Raw genomic sequence first — 25,057 nt, 5'->3', positions numbered from 1 at the left:
ATGATAGTAATCTTTCCTATACAAGTGCAAGTGGAAGGTTGTTCAAAAAGGTTGAAAGAGAAAAAGGAGCGAAATATCATGATCGAAATTGCAAAAGAAGCAGCAAGTGTCGCGGGTGCGTTTTTGAAGGAACGTTTTCTCGAACAGCTCGTGCCCGATGAGGAATTGCATAACGATGTGAAGCTGCCAGAGGATAAAGGAAGTGAAAAGCGCATCATTGAGGTCCTGCATCGACACTTCCCGACACATACCATTTTTTCTGAAGAAGTCGGAATGGTTTCCCGCGAGGAAGAGTATCTGTGGATTATCGATCCTTTAGATGGAACGAATAACTATTTTATCGGCTATCCGTATTTCTCGATCTCGATTGCGTTGCAGCACAAGGGTGAGCTGGTGCTGGGCGTCGTCTACAATCCGGTAGCGGGTCAAATGTTTTGGGCGGAAAAAGGAAAAGGTGCCTATTTGAACGGAAAACGATTGAACGTCAATAACCGCCAAGACCTCACACGTGCAGTCGGTACGTACATCCGTGGACGCGACACGGTGACGAAGGAAGAAGAGATGGCGTTTACGGAACCGTTTGTATTCCAGACCAAGCGTCTCATGCGAAATATTGCGCCTGCACTGGACTGGTGCTTGCTGGCAAACGGCTGGCTCGATTATATCGTGATGCAACGATCCAATATTATGGATGTGGCCGCCGGAATTGTTATCGCCCAGGAGGCGGGTGCAACGATTACAGACTGGTCTGGAAAACCGTATCAGCATGAGCCATTCCAACAAGATCACACTCCTTCATTAGTGGCGAGTAACGGACATTTGCATGAAACGATTCGCAGTATGATTCGACAGTAACGGGTACAAAAGAAGCAGGACTTATGTATCGGTTTATGGTTCTGCTGGATTTCTTTTCATTTATTGGCAACCAAATGTTTCGATGCACGTATAAAATTGTTGCGAATGATTTGTTATTCTGTGATAGGTAAAAGAGGTGAGAAAAATGGCACGAATGGAATATCGACTGCTAGATGAAGCGAAGGGATTCCCTGTTCAGTTCTACTACGACAACGTGAACAAAGATGAGGTCTCCTTGCGTTTCGCTTGCGATTATTTGGTGAAGGGGCATGTCGTTTATGAAAAGACGTCCTGTGCAATCGAAAACGGCACGTATGTCATTTACGTCAAGCGCTCAACAGATGAGCAAGCTGTCGATTACGCGGAGGCTGTGACTGCACGCTGGGGCAGCATCCAGATCGAAATGCGTGAATATCACGAAAATGCACGCGTTTATCCGCTCGTACACGCGTTTTATTTCAAGGACGATGACGATGCTCTCTTGCATTTGCAAAGCGACTATTTGTACGTGAATGGACGCGAATGGGAGAAGACATCGGCCGAGGTGGATGAGGATCGGCAGGTTTATGTTTACTACGCGAAGCCAGTGTAGGAGGAAGAAAAATGGCACAAACGAAATCGAAGAAAGTAGTCGGTCTGTTCGTCGCAGCTGCACTTGCGATCAGCGGTTGTTCTTCCGGGGACGACTATGATGATGATTGCTACGACAACGACAATGACGGCTATTGTGACGATAGCAGTAGCAGTGGGGGTTCGAGCTCTACTTACAGGTCTTACAAGAGCAAATCTGGAGTATCGAGTGGGATAAGCACGAGCAGCTCCAAGGGCGGTATCGGCAGCTCGGGCTATTCCAGCTCCGGGTGAGGTGAGGGAAGTGGAAGACCATAACCGACGAGAACGAGAAGCGCTGTACGGCCCGATGCGGGAAGAGGGTGTATTTACCTGGGATTGGATGTATGGCGAGGAATATGCGCTTTATGATATCCACCTGATCACTCCCGCCTTTCGCGAGGAAATCGCGAAGGCAACCGAGCGACTTGGGCAAATCTTTACCAAAGTCGTTCCAGTATTGCAACGTGCAGAAGACTCCCTGTTGTTGGAACTAGGAGTGCCAAAGCAGGCTTTGCAGGCAGTCAGGATCGTCGTTTCCCAAACAGTGCCAACTGTGATTGGACGCTTTGATTTTGCCCAGACGACAGAAGGATTGAAGATGCTTGAGTGCAACAGCGATACCCCTACAGGAATCGTCGAGGCTTTTTATGTGAACGGTCGTGCTTGTCGCCATTTCCTGCGGGAGGACCCGAATGAAGGGATGGAGCGGCAGTTGCGTTCAGCGTTCAGCAAGGTGGTCGACGCGTATCGGGCGCAAGGCTATGATACTGATTGGGTCTGGTTTAGCTCGCTCGACTGGCATGAGGAAGACAAGGGAACGACAGTGTACTTACTGAACCAATCGGGACTGTCTGCTCGGTTTGCCGCTTTGGAGGATTTGCGTGTTTGGCAAGATCGTCTCTATGTAAAGGAGAATGAGGAGCTACTGCCAGTCGATGTGCTGTACCGTCTGCATGCTTTGGAAAAGCTAGCGGTAGAACAGGATGAAGATGACTATCCGACTGGTGAGCATGTGCTTTCGTTGATTGCACAAAAAAAGCTGGCCATTATTAATCCTCCTTCAGCGTTTCTCATTCAGACGAAGGCTTTGCAGGCGCTCATCTGGAACTTGCATGAGGCGAATGAGTTTTTTACCGAAGAGGAGCACGCGATCATCGAAGCTTACATGCTGCCGACTTATTTTGAAAATCGGTTTGCAGGCAGGGAGGACTACGTCACGAAGCCGATTTTTGGGCGGGAAGGTGGCGGTGTCACGCTGTTTGCATCAGATGGTACGCTGCAAGAGAAGGATCAGGAAGAGTTTTACTGGGAGCAGCCGATGATTTATCAGAAACGGGTAGAGCTTCCACAGATAACGGTTCAGACGATGAAGGGAGCGTATGCTGGACGGCTACTCTGGGGGTCCTTTTGGATCGGCACAGAGGCATCAGCAATTGTAGCTCGTGTCGGGGGACCGATTACAAACAACCTATCCTATTATTTGCCGATCGGCATAGACAAGTAGCGAAAGGAGAGGACAACTTACATGTTGGGACAATTGGATTACGTATTAAACTTTTTAGCGTATTTGGCAGTGACCATTCCGATATTGGCTGTGGGTATTTTTGTGTTTACGATTACGACTCCTTACAAGGAGTTTGATCTGATCAAGCAGGGAGCACAGACTGATGATCCGAAGAAAATGGCAGCGGCAAAAGCAGCCGCGCACGATTTGGGAGGGAAAATTATCGGTTTGGCAATCGTCCTCGCTTCGGCTGTATACCACTCTGTTAACTTGTGGGATTTGGTCATCTGGGGTATTGTAGGAATGGTATTTCAAGTCATCATTTTTTATTTGTTCGAATGGGTCACACCATTTAAAGTCGTGTCTGAAATTCCGAACGGGAACGTATCCGTCGGTATTTTCGCTTCGCGGTTGAGTATTGCAGCGGGTTTGCTGATGGCTGCGCTGATCAGCTACTAAGCATGGAAAGAGGCGTTCACCTTCGAAGTCTGGTGCTCATGTAGGTTCTCTACATTTGGCTCCTCCCGCTTCAGGTTCTCGCCTCTTTTTCGATGCGAAACAGATCATATTTTGAACAGGCACTTATGAGCACAGGGAGGAGTCTTTTTGTTCTGGCGCGTCATGTATGAGATTTTTATCATTATGCTAGTGATTACGTATGCGATCCTGTTGTTCGCAGACTTCTCTAATCACCCTCTGCTGACTGAGGAACTGATGGACAAGGTAGACAATGGGCTGATCATCATGCTGATTGCCGAGTATTTGTTCCGGCTATGGAGGGCGAAAGACAAGCGAAAATTCGTTTTTGCCAACTGGTTCGATCTGATCGCAATGATTCCATTGGACTCTTATTTGTATTTAGCCAGAATCATGCGTGTGCTTCGGCTGGTGCGCATCGTGCGTGCTTCGCCGTTTTTGCTGGGAATCATTCGATCAGGCCCGATGCGTCAAGTATTTGGTGTCGTCACGATCATCATGCTGTGGAGCTCGACTGCTATTTATTTGCTCGAATACGGTGTAAACGAGAACATCAAAAGCTTCTCGGATGCGTTGTGGTGGTCGATTGTAACAACCACGACAGTCGGCTACGGTGATATTTCGCCTGTGACGTCAGGTGGAAGGATCATGGCGACGATCTTGATGATAACGGGTATCGGAATGCTGGGAGCTTTGACGGCGAATTTTGCTACGCATTGGACAGAGACACATGAAAGCAAAAGCCAGGATGAGAAAGATCGCTTAACCGAAGAGATCAAAAAGCAGACGATCACAAATATACAGCAGATTGAAAACTTGACCGAGCGCGAGTATGAGACGCTTAAAGAAAGTATGGATTTGCTGTATCGTCGAACGAGGAAAAAGAGTGAGGAATAGGGAAGACTACTAGCTGTCAGGTCATCAGACTTGGCAGTTTTTTTCTCCTTTTGAATCACTTTCATAATGTTTACCAAGCTGCGTAGGAAGAAGTTCATTTCCAGTCCAAGCGCCTCTGGAGCCCACCCTAGCGAAGAAATGAATGGCGGGGAATTTCAGCTTCACCTATGGTATACTTCTCCGAAACTTTTACGTTTGAAGCGCTCCCGCCATTCATTTCGAAGCGGACAGTCAATCCCCCATGCTGGGCGTAGGCCGAAGCGCAGACTGGAAATGAACTTCTTCCCCCACCTATAGCAACGTCCCGAACACTATGTTCAAGTGAAATATGATTTTGTTATTGACGAGGCAATCCATCCCAATTATAATTCCGAGTAAACATATATGAATTGCAAAATAAGTTTGGATAAGGGGATTATCCGATGGCGAAAACAGCGGCTCTGGTAATTGCTCACGGTTCACCCGATCCTGATTGGTTGGCGTTGGTGGAATCAGCCGTTTGGCAGTGCCGCACTGATTTGCCAATTCGGGTAGCTTACTTGGGGGGAGTGGAAGGACGAAGCATCAGCGATGAAGTGAAACGACTGGAAGCATCAGGAGCGACAACAATTGTCGTCGTTCCGCTATTCGCTACGGCAGGAAGCAATCACGTAGGGGAAATCCGCGCGATGCTTGGACTAGACCCATGGCCGACAGGAGAGACAGACCTGATTCGTGTTCCGGTTCAGGCAAGAATTCTCTGGTGTCCGCCATTGGAGGATCACGGAAACGTCGAGCAGATTGTGGCAGAGCGAATCGCAAGTCTATCACGCTTGCCTAGTCAGGAGGCTTTGTTGCTCGTCGGGCACGGCAGTGACTTGCCTGGATGTCATGAGCGCTGGGAAAAGCTGCTCTTGCGTCTGACATTCCGCTTGCAAAACCGCTATGCATTTGCCGCTGCCGGATATGCGACACTGAGGCCCGATACACTGTACGATCAAGCTTGTTCACTGGCACAAAAAGGGGATGTCCTCGTGCTTCCTCTGTTCGTCAGCCAGGGCTACTTCACGCGACAAGCAATCCCGAAACGGCTTGCGGGCTTGGCTTATCGCTATGAGGGCAGTGCGTACTTACCCCACCCACTGATTGCGGACTGGATGAGCCAATCGATTCGAATGGCATTGGTAACGGACATCTTCACACAAAGGAGCATGTACGAGCATGGCAGAGAGAAAGCAGTGGAAGTGGGCTGCTGATCCTTCCCTCAACAAAATGGAGTTTACGAAGCTGGAAAAAGACGGACTGGACGTCATCGAAACGATCGTAAACACCTATTCCAAAGAAGGGTTCGCATCGATTGAATCTTCTGATATGGATCGATTTAAATGGGCAGGCGTTTATCAGCAGCGACCAAAGGATGGTCATTTCATGATGCGTGTGCGCATACCTGGAGGCATTTTAAACAGTGAACAAGCTCGGGTGCTCGCCAACATCGCGGAAGATTATGGGCGTGATCTGGTGGATGTGACCACACGTCAGGCCGTGCAATTTCACTGGCTCACGGTAGAATCCCTCGCTGACATTTTTGATCGACTCGCATCGGTAGGACTTTCCTCTTTTGAAGCATGTGGAGACTGCCCGCGGCAAATCATGGGGAACCCACTGGCAGGCATTGATCCTCATGAAGTGCTGGATACGCGTCCCATCGTAGAGGAGTTAGAAAATTTTTTCTTGCTCAATCGCGACTTCTCCAATCTGTCACGCAAGTATAAAATATCGGTTTCTGCCAACATCCACAACGCTGCGCATGCGCAAATCAACGACCTGGCTTTCACTCCGGCCAAAAAAGTTATGGCTGGCGAGGAAGTAATCGGCTTTCATGTATGGATAGGTGGCGGCTTGTCAGCGAAGCCATACTTGGCGAAGCAACTGGATGTGTTCGTGCGACCAGAAGAGGTCATCAAAGTAGCGGCAGGAGTTACGACTTTGTTCCGTGATTTCGGCTACCGTCAAAAACGTACGCATGCACGTCTTAAGTTCTTGGTCGCTGACTGGGGACCGGAAAAGTTCAAGGAGCAATTACTGGAGCTGGTGGGCGAGCTTGAGCCGGGTGGTATCGATTTAACCACGGGCTGGAATGGCGGATATTTTTACGGCATTCATGAGCAGCGCCAAGCAGGACTATACTACGCAGGCTTGTCTGTTCCCGTTGGGCGGATGAATGCAGGGGAGCTAAATGAACTTGCCCGTCTGGCGAACGAATATGGCGATGGGACGATTGGTACCTGTAACACTCAAAATGTCCTGATTCGCAACATTCCCGAAGCAAAGGTCGCAGCTTTTCGCAATGAGCCGATGATTGTGAACCGCTTCAAATTGCAGCCCAATACGTTTGTCGGGTATGCCGTATCGTGCACAGGTACGGAATATTGCAATCTGGCTATCGTGGAGACCAAGGAGCGGATGCGTTCGCTGGCTCAATATTTGGATGATACGGTCGTTCTCGAAACGCCGCTGCGCATTCATATGATTGGTTGCCCGAATTCTTGCGGTCAGCGACAAATTGCGGATATCGGCCTGCAAGGCGCATTGGTCAAGACATCAAACGGGATGGTAGAGGCGTTTGACATCCACGTAGGCGGGACACTGGAGGAGCCGCAATTCAACCGCAAGCTCAACGCGCGGATTACTGTGGATAGACTCGGTCCGTTCCTTGCCCAATTGATCACACTGTACAAGGCAGATCGTCAGGAAGGCGAACCATACTGGCGCTACGTGGAGCGGGTAGGACTTTCCCATATCCAAGCACAGGTTGACTCTATTCTGCAACCAGCGTAATGCTTGTTCGGGTATAGCCAGGTTAGGGGGACATGTCATGGCAGAGGAACAAACAGAGAGCTACCTTTACAAGCTGGAAGCTGTGCTAGAGGAAGGGCGGTTACTGACGGTTGTGGTGATCGCCCAAACGGATGAGCGAGCCTTCTCTTCAGCCGAGAACAATCTCTTGCGACATACGATAGCGTCTCCCCGTATCAAAGAGCTGAGCCTGGTGGAAAAGAAGCCGCTCGGACGCCAAGGAGTCGGGTACGTAGTGGAAACCTCAACGTTTGCTTAAAAACGGCCAAGACTCTTCCTGTGAAGGAACAAAGCAGCAAGGAGGACGGATTCGTAATGAACACAGGCAGAGTCGTTTTTGTCGGAGCAGGGCCTGGTGACCCAAAGCTGCTGACGATTCGCGGCATGGAGTCGCTTCGTCTAGCGGATGTGATTGTGTACGATCGTCTAGCAAGCCCGCAGCTTCTCTTGTACGCAAAAAAGGGAGCCACACTCATCTATTGCGGGAAAGAGGCCGATCATCATACATTGCCGCAAGAAGAGATCAACCTCCTGCTCATCCGGGAAGCTCAAAAAGGGAAATACGTCGTTCGACTGAAAGGCGGGGATCCGAGCATGTTCGGGCGGGTAGGAGAGGAAGCACAGATGTGTGGCGACCATTCTATTCCGTTTGAGATCGTCCCAGGGATTACTTCTGGGATGGCGGCTCCGCTCTATGCGGGTATTCCGCTAACGCATCGTGACTACAACTCTTCCGTCGCTTTTGTCACCGGTCACTTGTGTGAAAAAAATGCGGGAAAGGAGCCGGACTGGGCTGCCCTCGCCTCGATGGAAACGTTGGTCATCTACATGGGTGTGAAAAATCTGCCTCGCATCAGGGAGCGCCTTCTTGCGCATGGAAAAGACGTCCTTACGCCCGTTGCTCTCGTGCGCTGGGGGACGGTGCGTGAGCAGGAGACGTTGATCGGCAAGCTTGGGACGATAGATAAGGAAGTAGAACAGGCCCGTTTTGCCGCACCCGCCATCATTATCGTAGGTGAGGTCGTCCGTCTGCGGGAATCGTTGAACTGGTACGAATCACGCCCCTTGTTCGGACAGCGAGTAGCCGTTGCAAGAAGAGCAAGCGATGAAGGAAATACCGAGCTTGTGATTGCCTTGGAGCAGTTGGGCGCCGAAATCATGCCGATTCCTTTGATCGAACGCTGCACGTTTGACACATCATTGGCAGAGCTTGCCACTTATCGTTGGCTCGTCTTCGAGAATGAGCAGCAAGTATCCTTTTTTACTTCTGCCTTGCGACAACAGCGTTATGATGTACGACGCTTGACGAGCAAGCTGGCTGTTTCTGGACAACGGGCATTTGAGGCTTTCGAGAAATGGGGGATATATCCGGACTTGGTGCTGGATGAAGACACATCACTGCTGGCATTCCCCGACCTGCTTGCCTTGGAAAAAGAAGAGCAGGTGCTATACGTAGGGGCAAGGAAGCCACAAAGAATCACGCTGGACCACGGCAAGGTGATTCAAGTGATCCAAGCGGGCACGGTGGAATGGGATGAGAAGCACCTCGGTGCGAAAGAGGTAGGATTGTCATTTGACTGGCTAGCGACGGATGACGCCCATACGTTGTCAGCTCTGGCGCAATTCGCTGGCGATGCTTGGTCAAAGACACCGATCGTATGTGTAGGAAAGGAAACAGCAGATGCAGCGAGAGAAATGGGCTGGCAATCCGTGAGCAGCCATACAGATAACGCGATGCGTATAAATGAGCTCATGGCGTGGCGTGACCATGCCAAGCATGGGCAGAGGCTTGTCTTGTCGACGACTGGTTCGCAGGAAGGATCGTACGCTGAATGATCAAGGAGGGGGCACATGAGCCAGCTGAATTATGCGTCAGCTACAGAGGAACAACTCGCTTCCATCAATAATAGTCTTGCAAAGGGCGACACCATAGATGTAATCAAATGGGCCTACAAAACGTTTTCAGATGATTTGATTTATTCTTGTAGCTTTGGGGCCGAGGCCATGGTGCTGCTCGATATGATCAGCGATGTGAAAAAGGATGCCAAGGTTACTTTTTTGGATACCAATCTCCACTTTTCCGAGACGTACAGCTTGATTGAGCAGGTGAGAGCGAGGTATCCCGCATTGCGGATAACGGTTAAGCAGCCGGACATCACGCTGGCACAGCAGGCAGACCTCCATGGCGAAGAATTGTGGAGCAGGCAACCGGATATGTGCTGCCATATCCGCAAAGTACAGCCGATGGAAAGTGTGCTGACCGGAGCAGTTGCATGGTTGTCAGGACTACGCAGAGAGCAGTCTGCCACAAGAGCGGATGTCGAGTTTATCAATCGCGATGAAAAATTCCAATCGCTAAAAATTTGCCCGCTCATTCATTGGAAGTCGGAGGAAGTATGGCAGTACATTCGGGCATTTGAATTGCCGTACAACCCCCTCCACGACAAGAGCTATCCGAGCATCGGCTGTGCTCCTTGTACTCGTCCTGTAAAAGAGGGCGAGGATTCGAGAGCAGGGCGCTGGGCGCAAGCAGGGAAAACGGAATGTGGCCTGCATCTCGCAAGGTAACGAGAAAGAGAAGAACAAACCAAGGATAGGAGGGCTTTTGTATGAGAGGGAAACCTCACGGGGGAGAGCTAGTAAACCGTTTTGAGCCACAGGCAGACCTGTCGGTGACTACGCATGAGGTAGAGATAGATGCATTTGCACTCGCAGATCTGGAGTTAATCGGGATAGGGGGCTACAGTCCGCTTGAGGGGTTTTTGAATCGGGCGGATTATATTTCTGTCGTAGAGCAGATGCGACTGGCAGATGGTACCGTTTGGAGCATTCCGATCACTCTTCCGGTCTCGACCACTGTCGCAGGAGCCTTGCAAATCGGAGACAAGGTGCGGTTGAGCCATAAAGGTTCGGTCTACGGCATTCTTGCGATCACCGATATTTATTCACCTGACAAGGAGCGAGAAGCTCGGCTCGTCTATGGCACCGATGATACGAATCATCCCGGGGTGAAAAAGCTGCTGGAGCGTCCCTCCGTTTATTTGGCTGGCCCAATTACGTTGGTAAAGCGCACCGAAAAAGGTCGCTTTGCCCGCTATCACTTCGATCCGGCACAAACGAGAGAAAGATTTGCCGAGAAGGGCTGGAAAACGATTGTCGGCTTTCAGACACGTAACCCAGTCCACCGCGCGCATGAATATATCCAGAAATCAGCTCTCGAAATCGTCGACGGTCTCTTTTTGAATCCTCTCGTGGGCGAAACGAAGGCAGATGACATCCCTGCTGATGTGCGGATGAACAGTTATCAGGTATTGCTGGAAAAATACTATCCGGCTACCCGGGTAGAGTTGGCCGTGTTCCCGGCTGCCATGCGTTACGCGGGACCGAGGGAAGCGATTTTTCACGCATTGGTGAGGAAGAATTACGGCTGCACTCATTTTATTGTAGGCCGGGACCACGCGGGTGTTGGCAACTATTACGGGACGTACGATGCCCAGCATATTTTCCGCCAGTTCCAGCCAGAGGAGCTAGGGATTACGCCGTTATTTTTCGAGAACAGCTTTTATTGCAAGAGCTGCGAAAACATGGCCTCTACCAAAACGTGCCCGCATGATAGTGAGCATCATGTTGGGCTGTCCGGGACAAAGGTGAGGGAAATGCTGTCGCGTGGGGAGGCTCCGCCACCTCAATTTAGCCGTCCTGAGGTCGCGCAGGTATTGATCGAAGGGCTGCGACCGGTGTCCGTATAATAGGCTAGAAGAAAGCAGTTGTAAGAGAGGGGAGAGACGATGAGTAGAGAGGGCACCGTGAATATCGTATGGCATCCGACGACGGTAACCAAACAAGACCGTCAGAAGCGTGCAGGCCACAAAAGCTGTGTCTTATGGTTTACGGGGCTGTCTGGTGCTGGCAAATCGACGTTGGCCAATGCAGTCGAGCATGAATTGCATCAAAGAGGGCTAGCCAGTTACGTACTGGATGGTGACAATATACGTCACGGCTTAAACCGCGGATTGGGGTTTGGGACAGAGGACAGACAGGAAAATATTCGCCGAATTGGCGAGGTCGCGAAGCTGTTCGTAGATGCAGGTGTGATTGCCTTGACGGCATTTATCTCTCCCTATCGGGAAGACCGGGAGCTTGCGCGTAATCTGGTAGAGGCGGGAGAATTCATCGAGGTATATGTAAAATGTTCATTGGATGAGTGTGAGCGACGGGATGTGAAGGGGCTATACCAAAAAGCGAGAAACGGAGAAATTGGTCAGTTTACGGGGATTTCAGCACCGTATGAAGCGCCTCTTCAAGCGGAACTGGTCATTGAAAGCGACAAGCAGACGATTGAAGAATCTGTCCAGATTGTCCTTACATACCTGGAAGAGCACAAGATTCTCTAGTTTTATGGATAGGTAAAAAAGCACGACGCGAGGAGCGCCGTGCTTTTCTTCGTGAGGAAAAATATTACTTCGTAGTGGTCGCTGCTTCTTCAGCTTCCAGATCCTCAACCATTTCTTCCATCCATTTTTGTTGATCAACCATGCTTTCAGCGATTGGACGAACAAAGCCTTTGTCGCTAAAGCTGTTGATTGCTTTTTCATCTTTCACCAGCTGTTCTACAGTCAGACCAGCATCTTTTGCTGGCGCACTGAACTTGGTTGCTTTTCCGAAGTTGTATGCATATTGATCAGCAGCCAGACCGATTGTTACAGCTTGCTTCATTTCTGGAGCTTGGAAAGTTACGCTCAAATCGCTTGTTTGTTTTACAGGCATTTTGTTGCTGTCGATGTAGAAGTCGAGGTTCCAAGCGAGCTTGTGGAAGCCTTCTTTTTTCATTTCTTCTACGATTTTTTCAGGTGTGTATGTTTTACCTGTTTCATCCAGCCATTTTTTCGCTTCAGCCATGCTTTCGTTGATCATTGCTTCTGCATTTGCGCGCTTCTCAGCTTCTGTAGTTTTCGCGCCCATTTCCGGATACAGATCTTCTGTCATGGAAGTAGTCAGTACCATCATGTCGATCGCAAAATCTTTTACTTCTTTGCTAGCTACTGCATCGTTAGCTGTGAAGAAGAACATTTTTACCAATTCTTTTGCGTCGATTTTTACAGTTACGTGAGTCGCTTCTACTTTTTCACCGTTCGGCAATGTAACGGATTGTTTACCATGGTTTTTCGCGTCTGCCAATGTATAGCCGTATTTACTTACATACTTTTTCACAAAGTTGAAAGTAAGGTCGTTCATTTTGTCTTGGTATTCTTTCAGCTTCGCAGCGTTAGCAGCATCGGAGCCGCCAAGCTCAGCCATGAAAGGATTGGATGCGTTCGAATCGATTACCAAGTATTTGCTGTCCAGCGGAGACTTCACGTATACTTTATCTTCGTCAACGATTGTTTCAACGGATGCTTTTTTGTCACCTGTCCAGAGCTTGTTGTCGCGCAGGAGCTTGTCGTCTTTTACTTCTACTTCAAACTTCACCGTGTCCAGATCCAGCTGGGAGCCTTTTACTGTTACGCCTGCCTTCAAAGCGGACAACAACGCCTGGCCTTCTTTGTCAACCGGTTCTCCGAATGCTTCAGGCAATTTCTCAACGTCGCCTGTGAGCTTCAAGGAGCCTTCAAAATCATAGTTTGGCTTGTCAATTGTCGCTACGATAGAATCACGCACCAGTGATGCCTCGCCAGCACAACCGGTTAGCAGTACCGTACCTGCTACCAGAAGGGCGCTACCTTTTTTCCACATGATGTGTTCCTCCCCTATGTATATTATTTTTTTATTCCCCTTTGTTCTACGCACAAATAGAGAAAAGGTTTCGCAAAAACGGAAAAAAATCACAATCCAGCTAATTCTGCCCCATTTTCGTGGTAAGATGAAGGGGAAAAGATGGTTAGTGAAGAAAGGGCGTTGCAACATGTGGTCGTGGCTTCAAAAGCTGATGAACTTTTTTCAGGGAGAAAGAGAAGAAGAAATAGTAGAAGAAGGCCGTCCAGCAGGTACCGGTAACCCAATAGGTAATCCCGCTCCCCGTCAGCCTCAGGCGAAAACAAAAAGCATATACCCAAAAGAACGGGTAGACAATCGAGATATAGAAGACAATGTGCGTCAAAGAAGAGAGCGTCAATTTCGTTTTCCAGTTGTCCCGGATAACTATTTGGACAAGAAGCGTAATCATAGCGTAAATACTGCCGAATCGAATGAACGCAGTCGCCAGCAGGCACCTCGGGAGCGATTCGAGTCCAAGCGTGAAACGGTGCGGCCAGCAAATGAACGCGTGCTGGAAACAAAGGCAGATCCTGTTTTCGAGAAAAAGAAACCTGAACTTGTCAAGAACAACATCGAGATACCGCAGCGTCCAAACCGTACGCCACAAAAAGAAGCGGAAAAAGTAACGAGACCCGTTTATTCTACTGAGGAAAAGCGTGCCTACCAGCCGTCTGAAATCGTTTCCCCTGTTTATGGGAAGATAACCTCGGCGACGCGCGAGGCAGAGCATCGAATCCATACGACTGCGGGAATCATTTATCCGCGTCTGGAGCAAGAAGAGCATTTGCAGCAGATGAAGCAGTGGGAACAAGAGATGAGCGAGCAGTATTTTCCAGAGGAGCAAGAGACTGCTTCTTTTGAGCAAAATGAACCGCAGCATGTTGCTGTTGGAGATGAATCTGTACATAACGAAAGAGAAGAGACTGCTTCGGAGTTTGCTGTGGCAGAAGCTCTTGATTCAGAACGAGAAGTTGCTGCTTCCGTACAAATGGAAGAGACGGTAGCAGAAGAAATAGAAGGAAAAATGATGGATACGGAATCGCAAGCTACGGATCTGCAAGATTCTGATTCTGATGCTTTTGAGCCAAAAGTCGAAGAGACTGTAGCTGAAGAGAATGAAGAAGAAGAGGAATCGGAGTCTATTGGGCAACCAGAACCGATAGACTACTCTCAAACGATGGAAGAGCAGCTAGACCATGAGGAAGCAGAGCATAGACTGATCACTACACGCAGTGCGGTTGTGCAGGTAGAGAGCGAGAATGATGGCGATAACGTGGAGTCTCCTTCTGTTGGGGAGGAGAATCAAGAAGTCGAAACGGAGCTAGAGAGCGATGGTGTCGAAGAGCCTGCCTATGCATCTGCAATTAGCCGTTTGCTAGAAAGAACAGAAGTAGATTCACCCCAGGAGCTCAGTTCAGCAGGAGCGGGTTCGGTTTCCGAAGATACGCCAGAGCAAACAGAACCAACAGAACCAACAGAACCAACAGAACCAACTGAGCATGAATCCATTGCTCAACCAATTGTGGAACCGATTGTAGAACCAGTTGAAGAATCGGTTGCAGAAACCGTACCAGAAACCGTGCCAATCCCTGTTCCTGCTTCATCTGCTGCACAGCCCGTGAACATGTCTCAGGCATCCATGGCGATACAGCCTGCGTCAGCTCCGGTAAAAGACTCGTCCAATGAAGCTGACCTAGGAGCAGAGTCAGCACAGCCGCCATACGCCTTGCCGGATTTAGGACTGTTGAATCCGAGCCCACCGGTCAGTGATGACGACGATGAGCATACTCAAATTCAAAAGCTGTTATTGGAAGAGACGCTCGCGAATTTCAATGTCAGCGCTCAAGTAGTAGGGATTGTCAAAGGCCCATCCGTGACACGCTTTGAGTTGCAACCGGCTCCCGGCGTAAAAGTGAACAAGATTACGGGATTGGTTGATGATATCAAGTTGAATTTAGCTGCCAAAGATATTCGTATCGAGGCGCCGATTCCAGGACGCAATGCCATCGGAATCGAAGTCCCGAATATGTCCAGCCAGCCTGTATTAATCGAGAAGATTATCAGCTCAGACAAGTTTCAGGAGCATTCATCTCCTCTGGCGGTCGCACTCGGTATGGACATTGGCGGAGAGCCGATTATTGCAGATATTAAAAAGATGCCACACGGTTTGATTGCCGGCTCGACAGGCTCGGGTAAAAGTGTCTGCATCAACTCTATCATCGTCAGTCTGCTGTACAAGGCGACTCCTGAGCAGGTGCGATTGCTCTTGATCGATCCGAAAATGGTAGAGCTCGCCCCTTACAATCATTTGCCCCATCTGGTTACGCCTGTCGTGACGGAGGCCAAGCAGGCAACGGCTTCTCTCAAATGGGCCGTGGAAGAAATGGAGAAGCGCTATGCGCTATTCGTAGATGCGGGTGTTCGCGATATTGACCGCTACAATCAGACGACAGATGATCAGCTGCCTTATATCGTGATCGTCATTGATGAGTTGGCTGACCTGATGATGGTCTCGCCGCAAGATGTGGAGGATTGCATTATCCGGATCGCTCAGAAGGCACGTGCTTGCGGTATTCATTTGCTCTTGGCGACACAGCGCCCATCCGTGGATGTCATTACCGGAAACATCAAGGCAAACGTACCGACTCGTCTTGCTTTTGCTGTGTTCTCCCAAGTCGACTCGCGTACGATTCTCGATCAATCTGGGGCAGAACGACTGTTGGGTAGAGGGGACATGCTGTTCCTTGAGAGCGGCACGACTCCGGTTCGTCTGCAAGGGAACTTCGTTTCGGATGACGAGATCGAGCGAATCACGCACATGATCAAAAAGCAAAGAAAGCCTGCGTACATTTTCAGCAAAGAAGATTTGGATCAGCAGGTTGCATCGTTTGACAGCGGAGATGACCCGTTGTATCTGGAAGCGCTCGTGTTCGTGGCCGAGCAGGGACAAGCTTCTGCCTCTGGATTGCAACGCCGTTTCCGCGTCGGATATAACCGTGCTGCCCGTCTCATCGAAATGATGGAGGGAGATGGGTACGTCGCAGGACAAAGCGGCGGTAAGGCTCGCGCCGTCCTTATTTCCAAGGAGGACGCACAAGCCGTAGTGGAGGGATCGACACTCCTGTAAAAAACGAGGGTCTTGCATGGAGCAAGGCCCTTTCTACACAGACGAGTTGCCTAAATATTCAGTAAGGTAGTATGCTATAGGATAGATGTGAGATGGAAAGGATCGATGACGATGAATCCGCTGGCGAAAAAGTATCAGGAAATTGACGACAAAATTGTCTTGTTCAATGAAGAGTATTATTTGAGCGTGGAAAAAATCGACATTGCCGCAATGACGCTGGAAAAAAGAGAGTCGCTCTTTAACCAGCTGTACGATTTCGACAGTTCGGACATGGAACTGGAGATCGATGTCTCCGAGGAAGAAAAGGGCGTTTGGTACCTGCAATTGCTCGTACCGCATGTATTGACATTGCCTGAGGCTGCCAAAAGACGCATCGAAAATGGAACCAATCAACTCACCCAGCATTTGACGGAACAAGCAGATGAGCTAGTGAGAACGCAATTGCTTGGGGAAGAAATTTATACCTATGTGAAACGGTACAATCCGGATTTGGAGCGTATTGCCTAATAACAAACATCCATCTATCCCACAACGAGGGGCAAGATGGATGTTTTTCATTTCCCTTAGCTTTTGGCCGTTTCGGTCGCTAGCCAGGTGCAGGCAGTCTTATTTGTCGTAGTCGCAATCCATTCGCACGGTTGATTGTTTACAGGAGTGATCAAGCGTAGTGTATCGCCTTTGATACCGCCGTATTTGACGGAGGCACTGGGGGCTGCTGCGACATACACCACACGTTCGTTGATGGAAACAGTTGGGATAAAGGAAGAGTTTTCGGATTTGTAGCCGCTAGTGAGGGAAACAGGAACAGGGAGGTTTTTCATGGAGAGGGTTATTTTATCCGAAGACTTGTGATAAAACATTTTTCCAGTAACCTGGCTGAAGTCGCCTCCATCCACGGTGACTACCAATGGGTACGTTCCGGTGCCGAAGAGCATGATGGCGTGATCAGAACCGGAATAACGGTTGTTTATGAGGGAAACATTTCCGCAGCGGTTTAACGAAATGTTTTGGGTCAGCCGAGGGTCAAACGAACAGTTTCTCACGGTAACTTGTCTCTCGGCGAGCACATCCCATGGCTCCAAGCTCAAGGCGTAGCCGCCGATGGAAGTCGCCGTATCATTGGCCTCGAAGCTACAGCCATCAAATACAAGTCCTACATCCGAATAATCCACGGTCAGACCGGTACCAACCGTCTTTGTACTTCCTTGTGCGGTCGTATGCAATACCCAGCGACAATTGCTGAACGTCATGTTTTTCATAAAGTTCACTCGATTTTTCTGATCAGGTGCCGTATAAAAAACCGAGGAGCTGATACAGCCTGTCATGCCAGTGAGACTGAAGCTGGCGAGCGAAACAAGGTTACTACCTTGCACGACCATCGGGGAGGACAGATCTCCCTCCAGGTCGAGCTGTTGACGGCAAGAGATATTGCTCAGGTTTACGAACATGGGTGTGGATCCGTCGTACCCTTGATTAAGCTCGACCTCAAAACGATCACAGGCTACATTCGCTGCATTCAGACGTTCCAGTCCACCTGTCACTGTAATATCTGAGCGTGTTCTCTTGCGGTTGTCGCTGTAAAAATCGGTAACTTGCACAGTGCGGACATAGCAGTTCGTTTCCCCGGCAAAGTAAAAATGGTCGGCGACTCCATCCGTACACCATACTTGTTGTAGCGCTACGTAGTTGATATAGCTGCTAGGACCGGCACCACGAATGTAGAAATCGGCGCTATGCTCGTAATCGTAAGGATCGGGAGGCAGCGGGTTTGCTCTTGCATTGGAATCAATCTTTAGGTTGGTGACCACAAAGGAATCCGCATCACCACCCGTGGATGTAATCGAGAACAGCCAGCGCCAATCTGCTGCACTTGAATTGGCTTTCCTTTTTAATACGGAAAAAGGACCGATTCCCTGCATCACTAGGCTTTTTCCTGCTCCTAGGACGGCCTCCAGGCTGTTTGGTTCAATTATATAGGTGCCAGCAGGGAAAAATAATGGAATTTGCAGGTTCAGAGCAGCAGTCAAGGCAACCTGGATTGCTTGGGTATCGTCGGTCACTCCATCCCCCTTTGCTCCGTACGTTTTTACATCAATCCACATTAAAACATTCTCCTCCAGAAAATGGGTAGACAAGATTGTCTTCTTTTCATTTCATTCAACCATTTCTCAAATGTTGACAACCATTTAGTAAAAAGGGCATGGACTACATAAAAATGTGTTCCATAAACTTTGGGCAACCACTGGCATATTTGTCCTAGAACCTCCGTATGAATAAGCAAAGAGGTGGATAGTATGTCGATTTTGGTGACAGGCGCAGCTGGATTTATCGGTTTTCATGTAGCCCGACGGCTTTTGGAACAAGGACAGACGGTGTGGGGGGTAGATAATTGCAATGAGTATTACGACCCGGTCTTGAAGAGCAAACGACTGGAAATCCTCCAAGCGCATCCATCATTTCGTTTTTTCAAAGCGGATATTGCAGATCAGAGCAAAATGGACGAGTTGTTCCGAGAAATGGAGCCGGAGATTGTCATTCACTTGGCCGCTCAAGCGGGCGTCAGGTACAGTCTGGAAAATCCTCATGCCTATACGACTTCCAATATCACCGGGTTTCTGCACATTTTGGAAGGATGCCGACGGTCGAGAGTCAAGCATTTGCTCTACGCATCCTCAAGCTCCGTCTACGGAGGGAATACAAAGCTACCATTTGCGGAGTACGATCCCGTAGATGAGCCGGTCAGCTTGTACGCAGCAACGAAAAAAGCCAATGAACTGATGGCCTATACCTATAGTCATTTATACGGCTTGCCTGCGACGGGACTTCGCTTCTTTACGGTATATGGGCCTTGGGGCCGACCCGATATGGCGCTCTATACGTTTACTAAGGCGATTTTGTCGGGAGAGCCTGTCCGCATTTTCAACTACGGCAACATGACAAGGGACTTTACGTATGTGGACGATATCGTCGAAGGGATGCTGAGACTGATGAATCGAATTCCCCGAAGGGAGGGGGATAAGGCGCCGCATGAGGTGTTCAACATCGGGAATCACCAGCCGATCGATTTGCTTACGTTTCTCTCGATTTTGGAAGAGAAGCTGGGTAAAAAGGCTGTTCGCGACTATTTGCCCATCCAGCCGGGGGATGTTCCTGCCACCTATGCGTCAGTGGAAGCTCTGTATGAGGCGACAGGTTTTCGACCGAAAACACCAGTCGATGTGGGTATATCTCGCTTTGTAGACTGGTACGTCAGCTATTATGGTGTCGCCCATGCGTAAAAAAGTGGGAGTAGTAGGTCTTGGATATGTAGGACTGCCTGTCGCGATTGCTTTTGGCCAAGTGCTTCCAGTGGTGGGTTTTGACATAGACGAAAGACGCATACGCAGTCTGGAGAGCGGAATGGACGAAACCGGAGAGATGTCGACAGATGAGCTGATGCGAGCCAACATCACGTATACAGATGATCCCGCAAGTCTAGCGGCGTGTGATTTTATCATCATAACGGTGCCCACTCCTGTCGATTCTGCGAAACGGCCCGATATGCGGGCACTCATTTTCGCGTCTGAAAGCGTTGGGCAACATCTGACTCCAGGGACCATCGTCGTCTATGAATCGACAGTCTATCCAGGGGCAACAGAAGAAATTTGTATTCCTGTATTGGAACAAGCGTCTGGAAAGCTGGCGGGGATTGATTTTTTTGTCGGCTACTCACCTGAACGAATTAATCCGGGGGATCGGGAACGGAGATTGTCCCAGATCGTCAAGGTCGTCTCAGGGCAAGATCGCCAGACGTGTGAAACGATTGCCGAGATGTATGGGGTGATTGTAGAGGCGGGTATTCACAAAGCTCCCTCGATTCAGGTGGCTGAGGCAGCCAAGGTGATTGAGAACACGCAACGCGACATCAATATCGCCTTGATCAATGAGCTCTCGATTATTTTTGACCGCTTGGGCATTTCTACGGCAGATGTGCTCCAGGCCGCTCAAACAAAATGGAACTTCCTTCCCTTCTCTCCAGGACTCGTCGGTGGTCATTGCATTGGCGTCGATCCGTACTATTTGACATACAAGGCGGAGAGTGTTGGTTATCATCCGCAGGTCATACTGGCAGGCCGACGGATCAATGACGGTATGGGCAAGTTCGTCGCGACCTCACTCGTGAAGCAAATGATCTGGCAAAATATTGCGATTCAAGGCTCGCGAATTACGATCATGGGCATCACCTTTAAAGAAAACGTGTCGGACATTCGCAATAGTCGGGTCATCGACATTATTCAGGAACTAAAGGAGTTCGGAGTAGAGGTCCAAGTGACAGATGAATTGGCTTGTCCAGAACGGACGAGAGAGGAATACGGCATTCAATTGCGAGAGTGGGAAGACCTGCAGCCTGCCCACGGAATCGTATTGGCCGTACCCCATGAGCGATATCTGCACCTGGGATGGGAGGAGCTTGCCGGACTCTTGTATCAGGGGCAAGGTGTCATCGCAGATGTGAAAAGCGTGCTAAATCGCGAAACATGCCCGGCAGAAATTAGCCTGTGGCGTTTATGATGACCATTGTTTGAATAACGATCACCTGGAGCGGATGAATATGAGCTACCGGAAGAGAAGATTCTGGTTAAGCTTATCGGACGCAGGAATTATCAGCTTGGCTGTCTGGTTGGCCTGCCTGGTTCGATTTGATTTTTCTTTCACAGCGATAAGCGAATATCAACCTATGTATTTGATGATTGGCCACGTACTGTTCGTCGTGACAGGCATGCACTTCGCTCAACTCTATCGACCTGTTTTCCGCTATGTCAGTGTTCGCGAACTGGTCTCGATCATTTTAGCCACTAGCTTTTCCGTTTTCGCTCTCTACCTGGTACTGAAAATGACGTACCTGCTTGGTTGGTTCATCCGATTTCCCACCTCACTCTTTCTCATGACGCTGGCCTTTGTTTTGCTCGGGATGACAGGCTCTCGGTTTGTATGGAAGTGGTGGTATGAAGAGCGGGAGAAAAGAACGCAGGATCGCAGGCGCACATTAATTATCGGGGCAGGTAGCGCAGGTGTGCTCGTAGCCAGAGAGATGAAGATCTCGCCTTTGTCGGAGCTGCGTCCAGTTGCTTTTATCGATGATGAGCCCAGCAAACAAAATCTGCGCGTGTATGGCCTACCCGTTGTAGGGAATCGGGCTGATATCGCCCGCGTCGTGCAACGACTTTCCATATCAGACATCGTGATTGCCATGCCATCAGCTTCCCGGCAGACGATTAAGGAGATTTTCGACATTTGCAAAACGACGAGAGCGAGTGTCAAAATTTTGCCGCACGTAGCAGACATCATCAGCGGAAAAATCACGATGAACATGATTCGGGATGTAGCGTTGGAGGATTTATTGGGAAGGGAGCCTGTTCAAGTCAATCTGGAAGAGATTACAGGGTACTTGCGACAGCAGGTCGTACTCGTGACAGGAGCGGGCGGCTCGATTGGGTCCGAGCTTTGCAGACAAATAGCTAGATTTGGCCCAAGGAAACTTCTTCTCTTGGGGAATGAAGAGAACGGCATTTTTGAAATGAGCTTGGAGCTCTCGCGTTTGTTTCCTGAGCAGGAGACGGTCAGCCTGATTGCAGATATTCGTGACAGACAAAGAATTGCTTCGATTATGCATGAGTATCGTCCCGCCGTTGTTTTTCATGCGGCTGCCCACAAACATGTACCGTTAATGGAGAACAACCCGTGTGAGGCATTGAAGAATAACATTCTGGGTACGAAAAATGTTGCGGAATGCGCGCTGGAAACCAGCGTCTCTCATTTCATCCTGATCTCGACGGACAAGGCAGTGAATCCAACCAGTGTGATGGGTGCCACGAAAAGGATCGCTGAGCTTCTGATCCAGGGTTATAACCATTTCGGGCTTACCCGGTTTGCGGCTGTTCGTTTTGGAAATGTCCTGGGGAGCAGGGGAAGTGTCGTTCCCGTTTTTCTCAATCAAATCCGGGCAGGTGGACCGATTACTATTACGCATCCTGATATGGAGAGATTCTTTATGACCATTCCTGAGGCTGCCCAGCTCGTCATCCAGGCGGGAGCACTCGCTCAGGGAGGGGAGATATTCATTCTCGATATGGGGAAGCCGGTCAAGATTGTCGATATGGCCCTCGACCTGATTCGCTTGGCAGGCTTGGAGCCAGGGAAGGATATTCCGATCGTATTCACGGGAATTCGTTCGGGTGAGAAGCTGTACGAAGAAATTTTGACGGCGGAAGAAGGCTTGTCTTCTACTTGCCATAATCGCATCTTCATAGGGAAGCCGCTCGATTTTTCCTGGAATGAGCTCTTGGCAGGGATCGCCCGGTTGGAGCAAATTGCAGACAAGGGAGCGACGATGGAGGATAAACAATCCATCATCGAGATTTTGCAAGGGATCGTGCCAGGCTATCAATCCACTTCTTACGTGAAGGAAGAGTCTACGCCAGTCCCTTATCCAGTGGCGATCGGATGAGCGTCAGCAAATGGAAGGAAAAGATCGCCACGATCAAGTGGAAGCGGCTGCTAGCATGGGGAGGATTGATTTGTCTCATCAGCTTGAGTGGTTATGGTGTGTACGTCTATCTGTCGTTAAAAGAAACGGCCAGCAAAATGTACCTCCCTGTCCGCACGCAGAAATCTGTCGAGAAACCTGTAACGACTGAACCAGCATCTGTGAGGCAATCACCGACCATGAATTCCCAAGAAGTAACGACACCGCCTGCGGCTGAAGTGGAGAACTCCGCTATCTTGCCCAAAGAACCGATCACCCTGCTGCTTCTTGGCGTTGATGAACGAGAGAATGACAAGGGGCGCTCCGATGTCATTCTTGTACTTTCCGTCAACCCGAAAACGAAATCTGCGTTGCTCATCAGCATACCGCGTGATACACGAACCGTTATCGCTCACAAAGGTACCCAGGATAAGATCAATCACGCCTATGCATTCGGCGGCGTGCAGCAGGCAGTAGACACCGTCGAGCAGTTTCTCCAATTCCCCGTTGATTACGTGGTGACCGCGAATATGGAAGGATTCGCAGGTGTGATCGATGCGCTGGGAGGAGTGGAAGTCAACAACAAGCTTGCCTTTACTTATGCGGATTACACCTTTCCGATGGGTCCCATCCAGCTAGACGGGAAGCAAGCCTTGGTCTACGCTCGCATGCGCTACGAAGATCCGAGAGGCGACCTCGGGCGCAACGAAAGACAGCAAGAAATCATCAAGGCATTGCTGGACAAAGGTGTAACTCTTGCATCGCCTACCCGATTGAATGACGTCCTTACGACGATGGGGAAATACGTGAAAACGAACATGACCTTTGATGTGATGAAACAGCTTGCCCTAAGCTACAGCACGGCAGTTACCTCCGTCGAGACGATTCGTTTGGAAGGAAAGGGTCAAATGATCAATGGAATCTACTACTATATCGTCAGCCCGCAAGAGCGTGAGAGGTTGACTGAGAGTCTTTCAACTTTTCAAAAACAAATCGAACCTCCCGTACAACTGCCGAAAGAAGGAAGTGACAGCATAGCGGGGCAAAGGGGGAAGCAGGATGAATGAGGAGCTTAATCTTCGTGAAATACTCCTGATGTTGTTGAAGCGATGGAAGCTGATCCTTTTGATTACGTCTTTATGCACCATCGGAACAGCGCTCGTGAGCTTCTATTTACTGACACCGATTTATCAGGCTAAGACGGAAATATTAGTGAATCGCTCGCTGGATTCAACCGTAGAGAGCATGCTATCCGTCGCAGAAATTGATTCCAATCTGAAATTGATTGAGACCTATCGGGTGATTATTGAAAGTCCGCGGGTGATGGAGCGCGTGCTCGAAGTGATCGGGGCGGGCGCTACGATGGAGGATCTGCTGCTTCAAACAAAGGTAGAGCCAGTCAAGGATTCGCAGGTCATTTCCATTACGGTAGAAGACCCGGATCAGGGCAGAGCTGTACTCATCGCCAATACAATCGCGACGACCTTTCAGGGAGAAGTCGTCAAAATGCTTAGCATGAACAACGTGCATATATTGGCGGAAGCCCGAAACAATCCGGCGGCCATTCCAGTGAGCCCAAAACCGTTCCTCAATTCGGTGATCGCCTTTGTCCTCGGGTTGGCAACGTCTATGGTTGTCGTCTTCTTGCTTGTGCAGATGGATACCCGACTTCAATCGGAAAAAGAAGTGGAGGAGTATTTAGGCTTACCTGTACTGGCAACGATTGCGGTGATTGACAAAAAAACGCGGAAGGCATTTCGCCAGCCCAAGGTGGAGGAAGTGAGGAATGAGTATGAGAAGGCAGAAGCCTGATGATCGTTACCAAAAGCTGATCGCCCATTGGGAGCCGCTGTCTCCGCTGGTAGAGGGCTACCGTACCCTTCGCTTAAACATTCAGTTTTCCATGGGCGACAAGCTGATGCAAACGATTTTAGTCACCAGTCCAGGGGCTTCTGAGGGAAAAACGATCACCGCTGCCAACCTGTCCTTGATGATGGCAAAGGATCACAAAAAAACGGTGCTGCTTGATTTTGACTTACGCAATCCGCGGGTACATTTCACCTTTGATATGCCGAATCTGTACGGAATCAGTTCTTACTTTTCGGATATGTGCCAGATTGAAGATATTATTCAACCGTCAGGGGTGTCAGAGCTGTCGATCATTACGGCAGGGCCAATCCCGCATAATCCGGCGGAAATGCTCGGAACGACACGGCTCTTGGAATTGATGGACTATCTGCGCCACAACTATGATTTTGTGATTGTCGACAGCCCGCCATTAATCGTAAGCGACGCAATGGTGCTGGCGCGGGAAATGGACGGCTGTGTCATGGTGGTGGATGCAAGCAAGACGAAGCGGGATTCTGCTGTCAAAGCAGTAGAGCAGTTAAAAGCGGCGGGAGCCAATCTGCTCGGTGTTGTTCTCAACAACAAGAAGGTAGGGAAGAGAGAAGGCTACTACGGATATGGGTACAACGCATAGCAGAAAGCG

The 25,057-nt window shown here is 49.6% G+C and carries 23 protein-coding genes; 21 read left to right on the top strand and 2 right to left on the bottom strand.

Features of this window, described 5'->3' with window-relative positions; genetic code table 11:
• Positions 1-78: 78 nt before the first annotated feature.
• From ACM6JA_RS24405 to cysC, 13 genes are all read left to right on the top strand, one after another.
• Positions 79-855 carry an inositol monophosphatase family protein gene (locus ACM6JA_RS24405; protein WP_007721467.1) on the top strand — a complete coding sequence of 259 codons (777 nt, stop codon included), beginning with the start codon at positions 79-81 and terminating at the stop codon, positions 853-855.
• Between the two features lie 145 nt (positions 856-1,000).
• Positions 1,001-1,447, top strand: a complete 447-nt coding sequence (locus ACM6JA_RS24400; protein WP_414854456.1) for a hypothetical protein — start codon at positions 1,001-1,003, stop codon at positions 1,445-1,447.
• 11 nt (positions 1,448-1,458) lie between these two features.
• Positions 1,459-1,719, top strand: a complete 261-nt coding sequence (locus ACM6JA_RS24395) for a hypothetical protein (RefSeq protein WP_047071752.1) — start codon at positions 1,459-1,461, stop codon at positions 1,717-1,719.
• A 10-nt stretch (positions 1,720-1,729) separates the two neighbouring features.
• Entirely contained in the window at positions 1,730-2,971 is a 1,242-nt protein-coding gene (locus ACM6JA_RS24390; RefSeq protein ID WP_414854455.1) for a glutathionylspermidine synthase family protein, read from the top strand.
• A gap of 21 nt (positions 2,972-2,992) precedes the next feature.
• Complete coding sequence (locus tag ACM6JA_RS24385; protein ID WP_007721459.1) at positions 2,993-3,430, top strand: DUF350 domain-containing protein; 438 nt, start codon at positions 2,993-2,995, stop codon at positions 3,428-3,430.
• Positions 3,431-3,577: 147 nt separating this feature from the next.
• Positions 3,578-4,345, top strand: a complete 768-nt coding sequence (locus tag ACM6JA_RS24380) for a potassium channel family protein (protein ID WP_414854454.1) — start codon at positions 3,578-3,580, stop codon at positions 4,343-4,345.
• Positions 4,346-4,767: 422 nt separating this feature from the next.
• Positions 4,768-5,580, top strand: a complete 813-nt coding sequence (locus ACM6JA_RS24375; protein WP_414854453.1) for a sirohydrochlorin chelatase — start codon at positions 4,768-4,770, stop codon at positions 5,578-5,580.
• The gene (locus ACM6JA_RS24370) at positions 5,546-7,162 is read left to right on the top strand and encodes a nitrite/sulfite reductase (RefSeq protein ID WP_414854452.1); all 1,617 of its coding nucleotides are present in this window, start codon (positions 5,546-5,548) and stop codon (positions 7,160-7,162) included. The genes ACM6JA_RS24375 and ACM6JA_RS24370 overlap by 35 nt, the downstream gene beginning before the upstream one ends.
• A gap of 37 nt (positions 7,163-7,199) precedes the next feature.
• Positions 7,200-7,439 carry a DUF3906 family protein gene (locus ACM6JA_RS24365; RefSeq protein ID WP_414854451.1) on the top strand — a complete coding sequence of 80 codons (240 nt, stop codon included), beginning with the start codon at positions 7,200-7,202 and terminating at the stop codon, positions 7,437-7,439.
• A gap of 56 nt (positions 7,440-7,495) precedes the next feature.
• Positions 7,496-9,016, top strand: coding sequence for a uroporphyrinogen-III C-methyltransferase (gene cobA / locus ACM6JA_RS24360; RefSeq protein WP_414854450.1), 1,521 nt, complete (start codon positions 7,496-7,498; stop codon positions 9,014-9,016).
• 15 nt (positions 9,017-9,031) lie between these two features.
• Complete coding sequence (locus tag ACM6JA_RS24355) at positions 9,032-9,748, top strand: phosphoadenylyl-sulfate reductase (RefSeq protein ID WP_414854449.1); 717 nt, start codon at positions 9,032-9,034, stop codon at positions 9,746-9,748.
• A gap of 41 nt (positions 9,749-9,789) precedes the next feature.
• Complete coding sequence (sat, locus tag ACM6JA_RS24350; protein ID WP_414854448.1) at positions 9,790-10,929, top strand: sulfate adenylyltransferase; 1,140 nt, start codon at positions 9,790-9,792, stop codon at positions 10,927-10,929.
• 39 nt (positions 10,930-10,968) lie between these two features.
• On the top strand, positions 10,969-11,574 hold the full coding sequence (cysC, locus tag ACM6JA_RS24345) for an adenylyl-sulfate kinase (protein ID WP_414854447.1): 606 nt from the start codon (positions 10,969-10,971) through the stop codon (positions 11,572-11,574).
• A 64-nt stretch (positions 11,575-11,638) separates the two neighbouring features.
• Here the strand turns inward: cysC and ACM6JA_RS24340 are convergent, their stop codons facing one another.
• Positions 11,639-12,913, bottom strand: a complete 1,275-nt coding sequence (locus tag ACM6JA_RS24340; RefSeq protein ID WP_414854446.1) for a hypothetical protein — start codon at positions 12,911-12,913, stop codon at positions 11,639-11,641.
• Between the two features lie 169 nt (positions 12,914-13,082).
• On the opposite strand from ACM6JA_RS24340, the gene ACM6JA_RS24335 reads away from it, so the two are divergent.
• Together ACM6JA_RS24335 and ACM6JA_RS24330 are read left to right on the top strand one after the other, a co-directional pair.
• Entirely contained in the window at positions 13,083-16,061 is a 2,979-nt protein-coding gene (locus tag ACM6JA_RS24335; RefSeq protein WP_414854445.1) for a DNA translocase FtsK, read from the top strand.
• A 105-nt stretch (positions 16,062-16,166) separates the two neighbouring features.
• On the top strand, positions 16,167-16,568 hold the full coding sequence (locus ACM6JA_RS24330; RefSeq protein ID WP_414854444.1) for a hypothetical protein: 402 nt from the start codon (positions 16,167-16,169) through the stop codon (positions 16,566-16,568).
• Between the two features lie 56 nt (positions 16,569-16,624).
• Here ACM6JA_RS24330 and ACM6JA_RS24325 read toward each other — a convergent pair whose 3' ends face one another.
• A complete protein-coding gene (locus tag ACM6JA_RS24325; protein ID WP_414854443.1) occupies positions 16,625-18,163 on the bottom strand; it encodes a glycosyl hydrolase family 28-related protein in 1,539 nt (512 codons plus the stop codon).
• Between the two features lie 192 nt (positions 18,164-18,355).
• Here ACM6JA_RS24325 and ACM6JA_RS24320 point away from each other — a divergent pair, with 192 nt between their 5' ends.
• The 6 genes from ACM6JA_RS24320 to ACM6JA_RS24295 are packed head-to-tail and all read left to right on the top strand — an operon-like array spanning position 18,356 to position 25,048.
• Complete coding sequence (locus ACM6JA_RS24320) at positions 18,356-19,339, top strand: NAD-dependent epimerase (protein WP_414854442.1); 984 nt, start codon at positions 18,356-18,358, stop codon at positions 19,337-19,339.
• A complete protein-coding gene (locus tag ACM6JA_RS24315) occupies positions 19,332-20,612 on the top strand; it encodes a nucleotide sugar dehydrogenase (RefSeq protein WP_414854441.1) in 1,281 nt (426 codons plus the stop codon). Before ACM6JA_RS24320 ends, ACM6JA_RS24315 begins: the two co-directional genes overlap by 8 nt.
• A gap of 40 nt (positions 20,613-20,652) precedes the next feature.
• The gene (locus ACM6JA_RS24310) at positions 20,653-22,548 is read left to right on the top strand and encodes a polysaccharide biosynthesis protein (RefSeq protein WP_414854655.1); all 1,896 of its coding nucleotides are present in this window, start codon (positions 20,653-20,655) and stop codon (positions 22,546-22,548) included.
• Positions 22,545-23,633 carry an LCP family protein gene (locus ACM6JA_RS24305; protein ID WP_414854440.1) on the top strand — a complete coding sequence of 363 codons (1,089 nt, stop codon included), beginning with the start codon at positions 22,545-22,547 and terminating at the stop codon, positions 23,631-23,633. The genes ACM6JA_RS24310 and ACM6JA_RS24305 overlap by 4 nt, the downstream gene beginning before the upstream one ends.
• A complete protein-coding gene (locus ACM6JA_RS24300) occupies positions 23,626-24,378 on the top strand; it encodes a YveK family protein (RefSeq protein WP_414854439.1) in 753 nt (250 codons plus the stop codon). Before ACM6JA_RS24305 ends, ACM6JA_RS24300 begins: the two co-directional genes overlap by 8 nt.
• On the top strand, positions 24,353-25,048 hold the full coding sequence (locus ACM6JA_RS24295; protein WP_414854438.1) for a CpsD/CapB family tyrosine-protein kinase: 696 nt from the start codon (positions 24,353-24,355) through the stop codon (positions 25,046-25,048). The genes ACM6JA_RS24300 and ACM6JA_RS24295 overlap by 26 nt, the downstream gene beginning before the upstream one ends.
• Positions 25,049-25,057: the final 9 nt, after the last annotated feature.

Origin of the sequence: Brevibacillus sp. IT-7CA2, assembly GCF_949767855.1 — a bacterium.
In the GTDB taxonomy this organism is placed as follows: domain Bacteria; phylum Bacillota; class Bacilli; order Brevibacillales; family Brevibacillaceae; genus Brevibacillus.
The sequence above is the reverse complement of the archived record's forward strand: the minus strand, read 5'-3'. Positions and strand labels throughout refer to the sequence as shown.

Excerpts from the sequence above, each read along its gene's own strand:
- ACM6JA_RS24405 (WP_007721467.1), top strand. The coding sequence starts at position 79 with ATGATCGAAATTGCAAAAGAAGCAGCAAGTGTCGCGGGTGCGTTTTTG.
- ACM6JA_RS24400 (WP_414854456.1), top strand. The coding sequence starts at position 1,001 with ATGGCACGAATGGAATATCGACTGCTAGATGAAGCGAAGGGATTCCCT.
- ACM6JA_RS24395 (WP_047071752.1), top strand. The coding sequence starts at position 1,459 with ATGGCACAAACGAAATCGAAGAAAGTAGTCGGTCTGTTCGTCGCAGCT.
- ACM6JA_RS24385 (WP_007721459.1), top strand. The coding sequence starts at position 2,993 with ATGTTGGGACAATTGGATTACGTATTAAACTTTTTAGCGTATTTGGCA.
- ACM6JA_RS24375 (WP_414854453.1), top strand. The coding sequence starts at position 4,768 with ATGGCGAAAACAGCGGCTCTGGTAATTGCTCACGGTTCACCCGATCCT.
- ACM6JA_RS24370 (WP_414854452.1), top strand. The coding sequence starts at position 5,546 with ATGGCAGAGAGAAAGCAGTGGAAGTGGGCTGCTGATCCTTCCCTCAAC.
- ACM6JA_RS24365 (WP_414854451.1), top strand. The coding sequence starts at position 7,200 with ATGGCAGAGGAACAAACAGAGAGCTACCTTTACAAGCTGGAAGCTGTG.
- cobA (WP_414854450.1), top strand. The coding sequence starts at position 7,496 with ATGAACACAGGCAGAGTCGTTTTTGTCGGAGCAGGGCCTGGTGACCCA.
- ACM6JA_RS24355 (WP_414854449.1), top strand. The coding sequence starts at position 9,032 with ATGAGCCAGCTGAATTATGCGTCAGCTACAGAGGAACAACTCGCTTCC.
- sat (WP_414854448.1), top strand. The coding sequence starts at position 9,790 with ATGAGAGGGAAACCTCACGGGGGAGAGCTAGTAAACCGTTTTGAGCCA.
- cysC (WP_414854447.1), top strand. The coding sequence starts at position 10,969 with ATGAGTAGAGAGGGCACCGTGAATATCGTATGGCATCCGACGACGGTA.
- ACM6JA_RS24340 (WP_414854446.1), bottom strand. The coding sequence starts at position 12,913 with ATGTGGAAAAAAGGTAGCGCCCTTCTGGTAGCAGGTACGGTACTGCTA.
- ACM6JA_RS24335 (WP_414854445.1), top strand. The coding sequence starts at position 13,083 with ATGTGGTCGTGGCTTCAAAAGCTGATGAACTTTTTTCAGGGAGAAAGA.
- ACM6JA_RS24330 (WP_414854444.1), top strand. The coding sequence starts at position 16,167 with ATGACGATGAATCCGCTGGCGAAAAAGTATCAGGAAATTGACGACAAA.
- ACM6JA_RS24325 (WP_414854443.1), bottom strand. The coding sequence starts at position 18,163 with ATGTGGATTGATGTAAAAACGTACGGAGCAAAGGGGGATGGAGTGACC.
- ACM6JA_RS24320 (WP_414854442.1), top strand. The coding sequence starts at position 18,356 with ATGTCGATTTTGGTGACAGGCGCAGCTGGATTTATCGGTTTTCATGTA.
- ACM6JA_RS24315 (WP_414854441.1), top strand. The coding sequence starts at position 19,332 with ATGCGTAAAAAAGTGGGAGTAGTAGGTCTTGGATATGTAGGACTGCCT.
- ACM6JA_RS24310 (WP_414854655.1), top strand. The coding sequence starts at position 20,653 with ATGAGCTACCGGAAGAGAAGATTCTGGTTAAGCTTATCGGACGCAGGA.
- ACM6JA_RS24305 (WP_414854440.1), top strand. The coding sequence starts at position 22,545 with ATGAGCGTCAGCAAATGGAAGGAAAAGATCGCCACGATCAAGTGGAAG.
- ACM6JA_RS24300 (WP_414854439.1), top strand. The coding sequence starts at position 23,626 with ATGAATGAGGAGCTTAATCTTCGTGAAATACTCCTGATGTTGTTGAAG.
- ACM6JA_RS24295 (WP_414854438.1), top strand. The coding sequence starts at position 24,353 with ATGAGTATGAGAAGGCAGAAGCCTGATGATCGTTACCAAAAGCTGATC.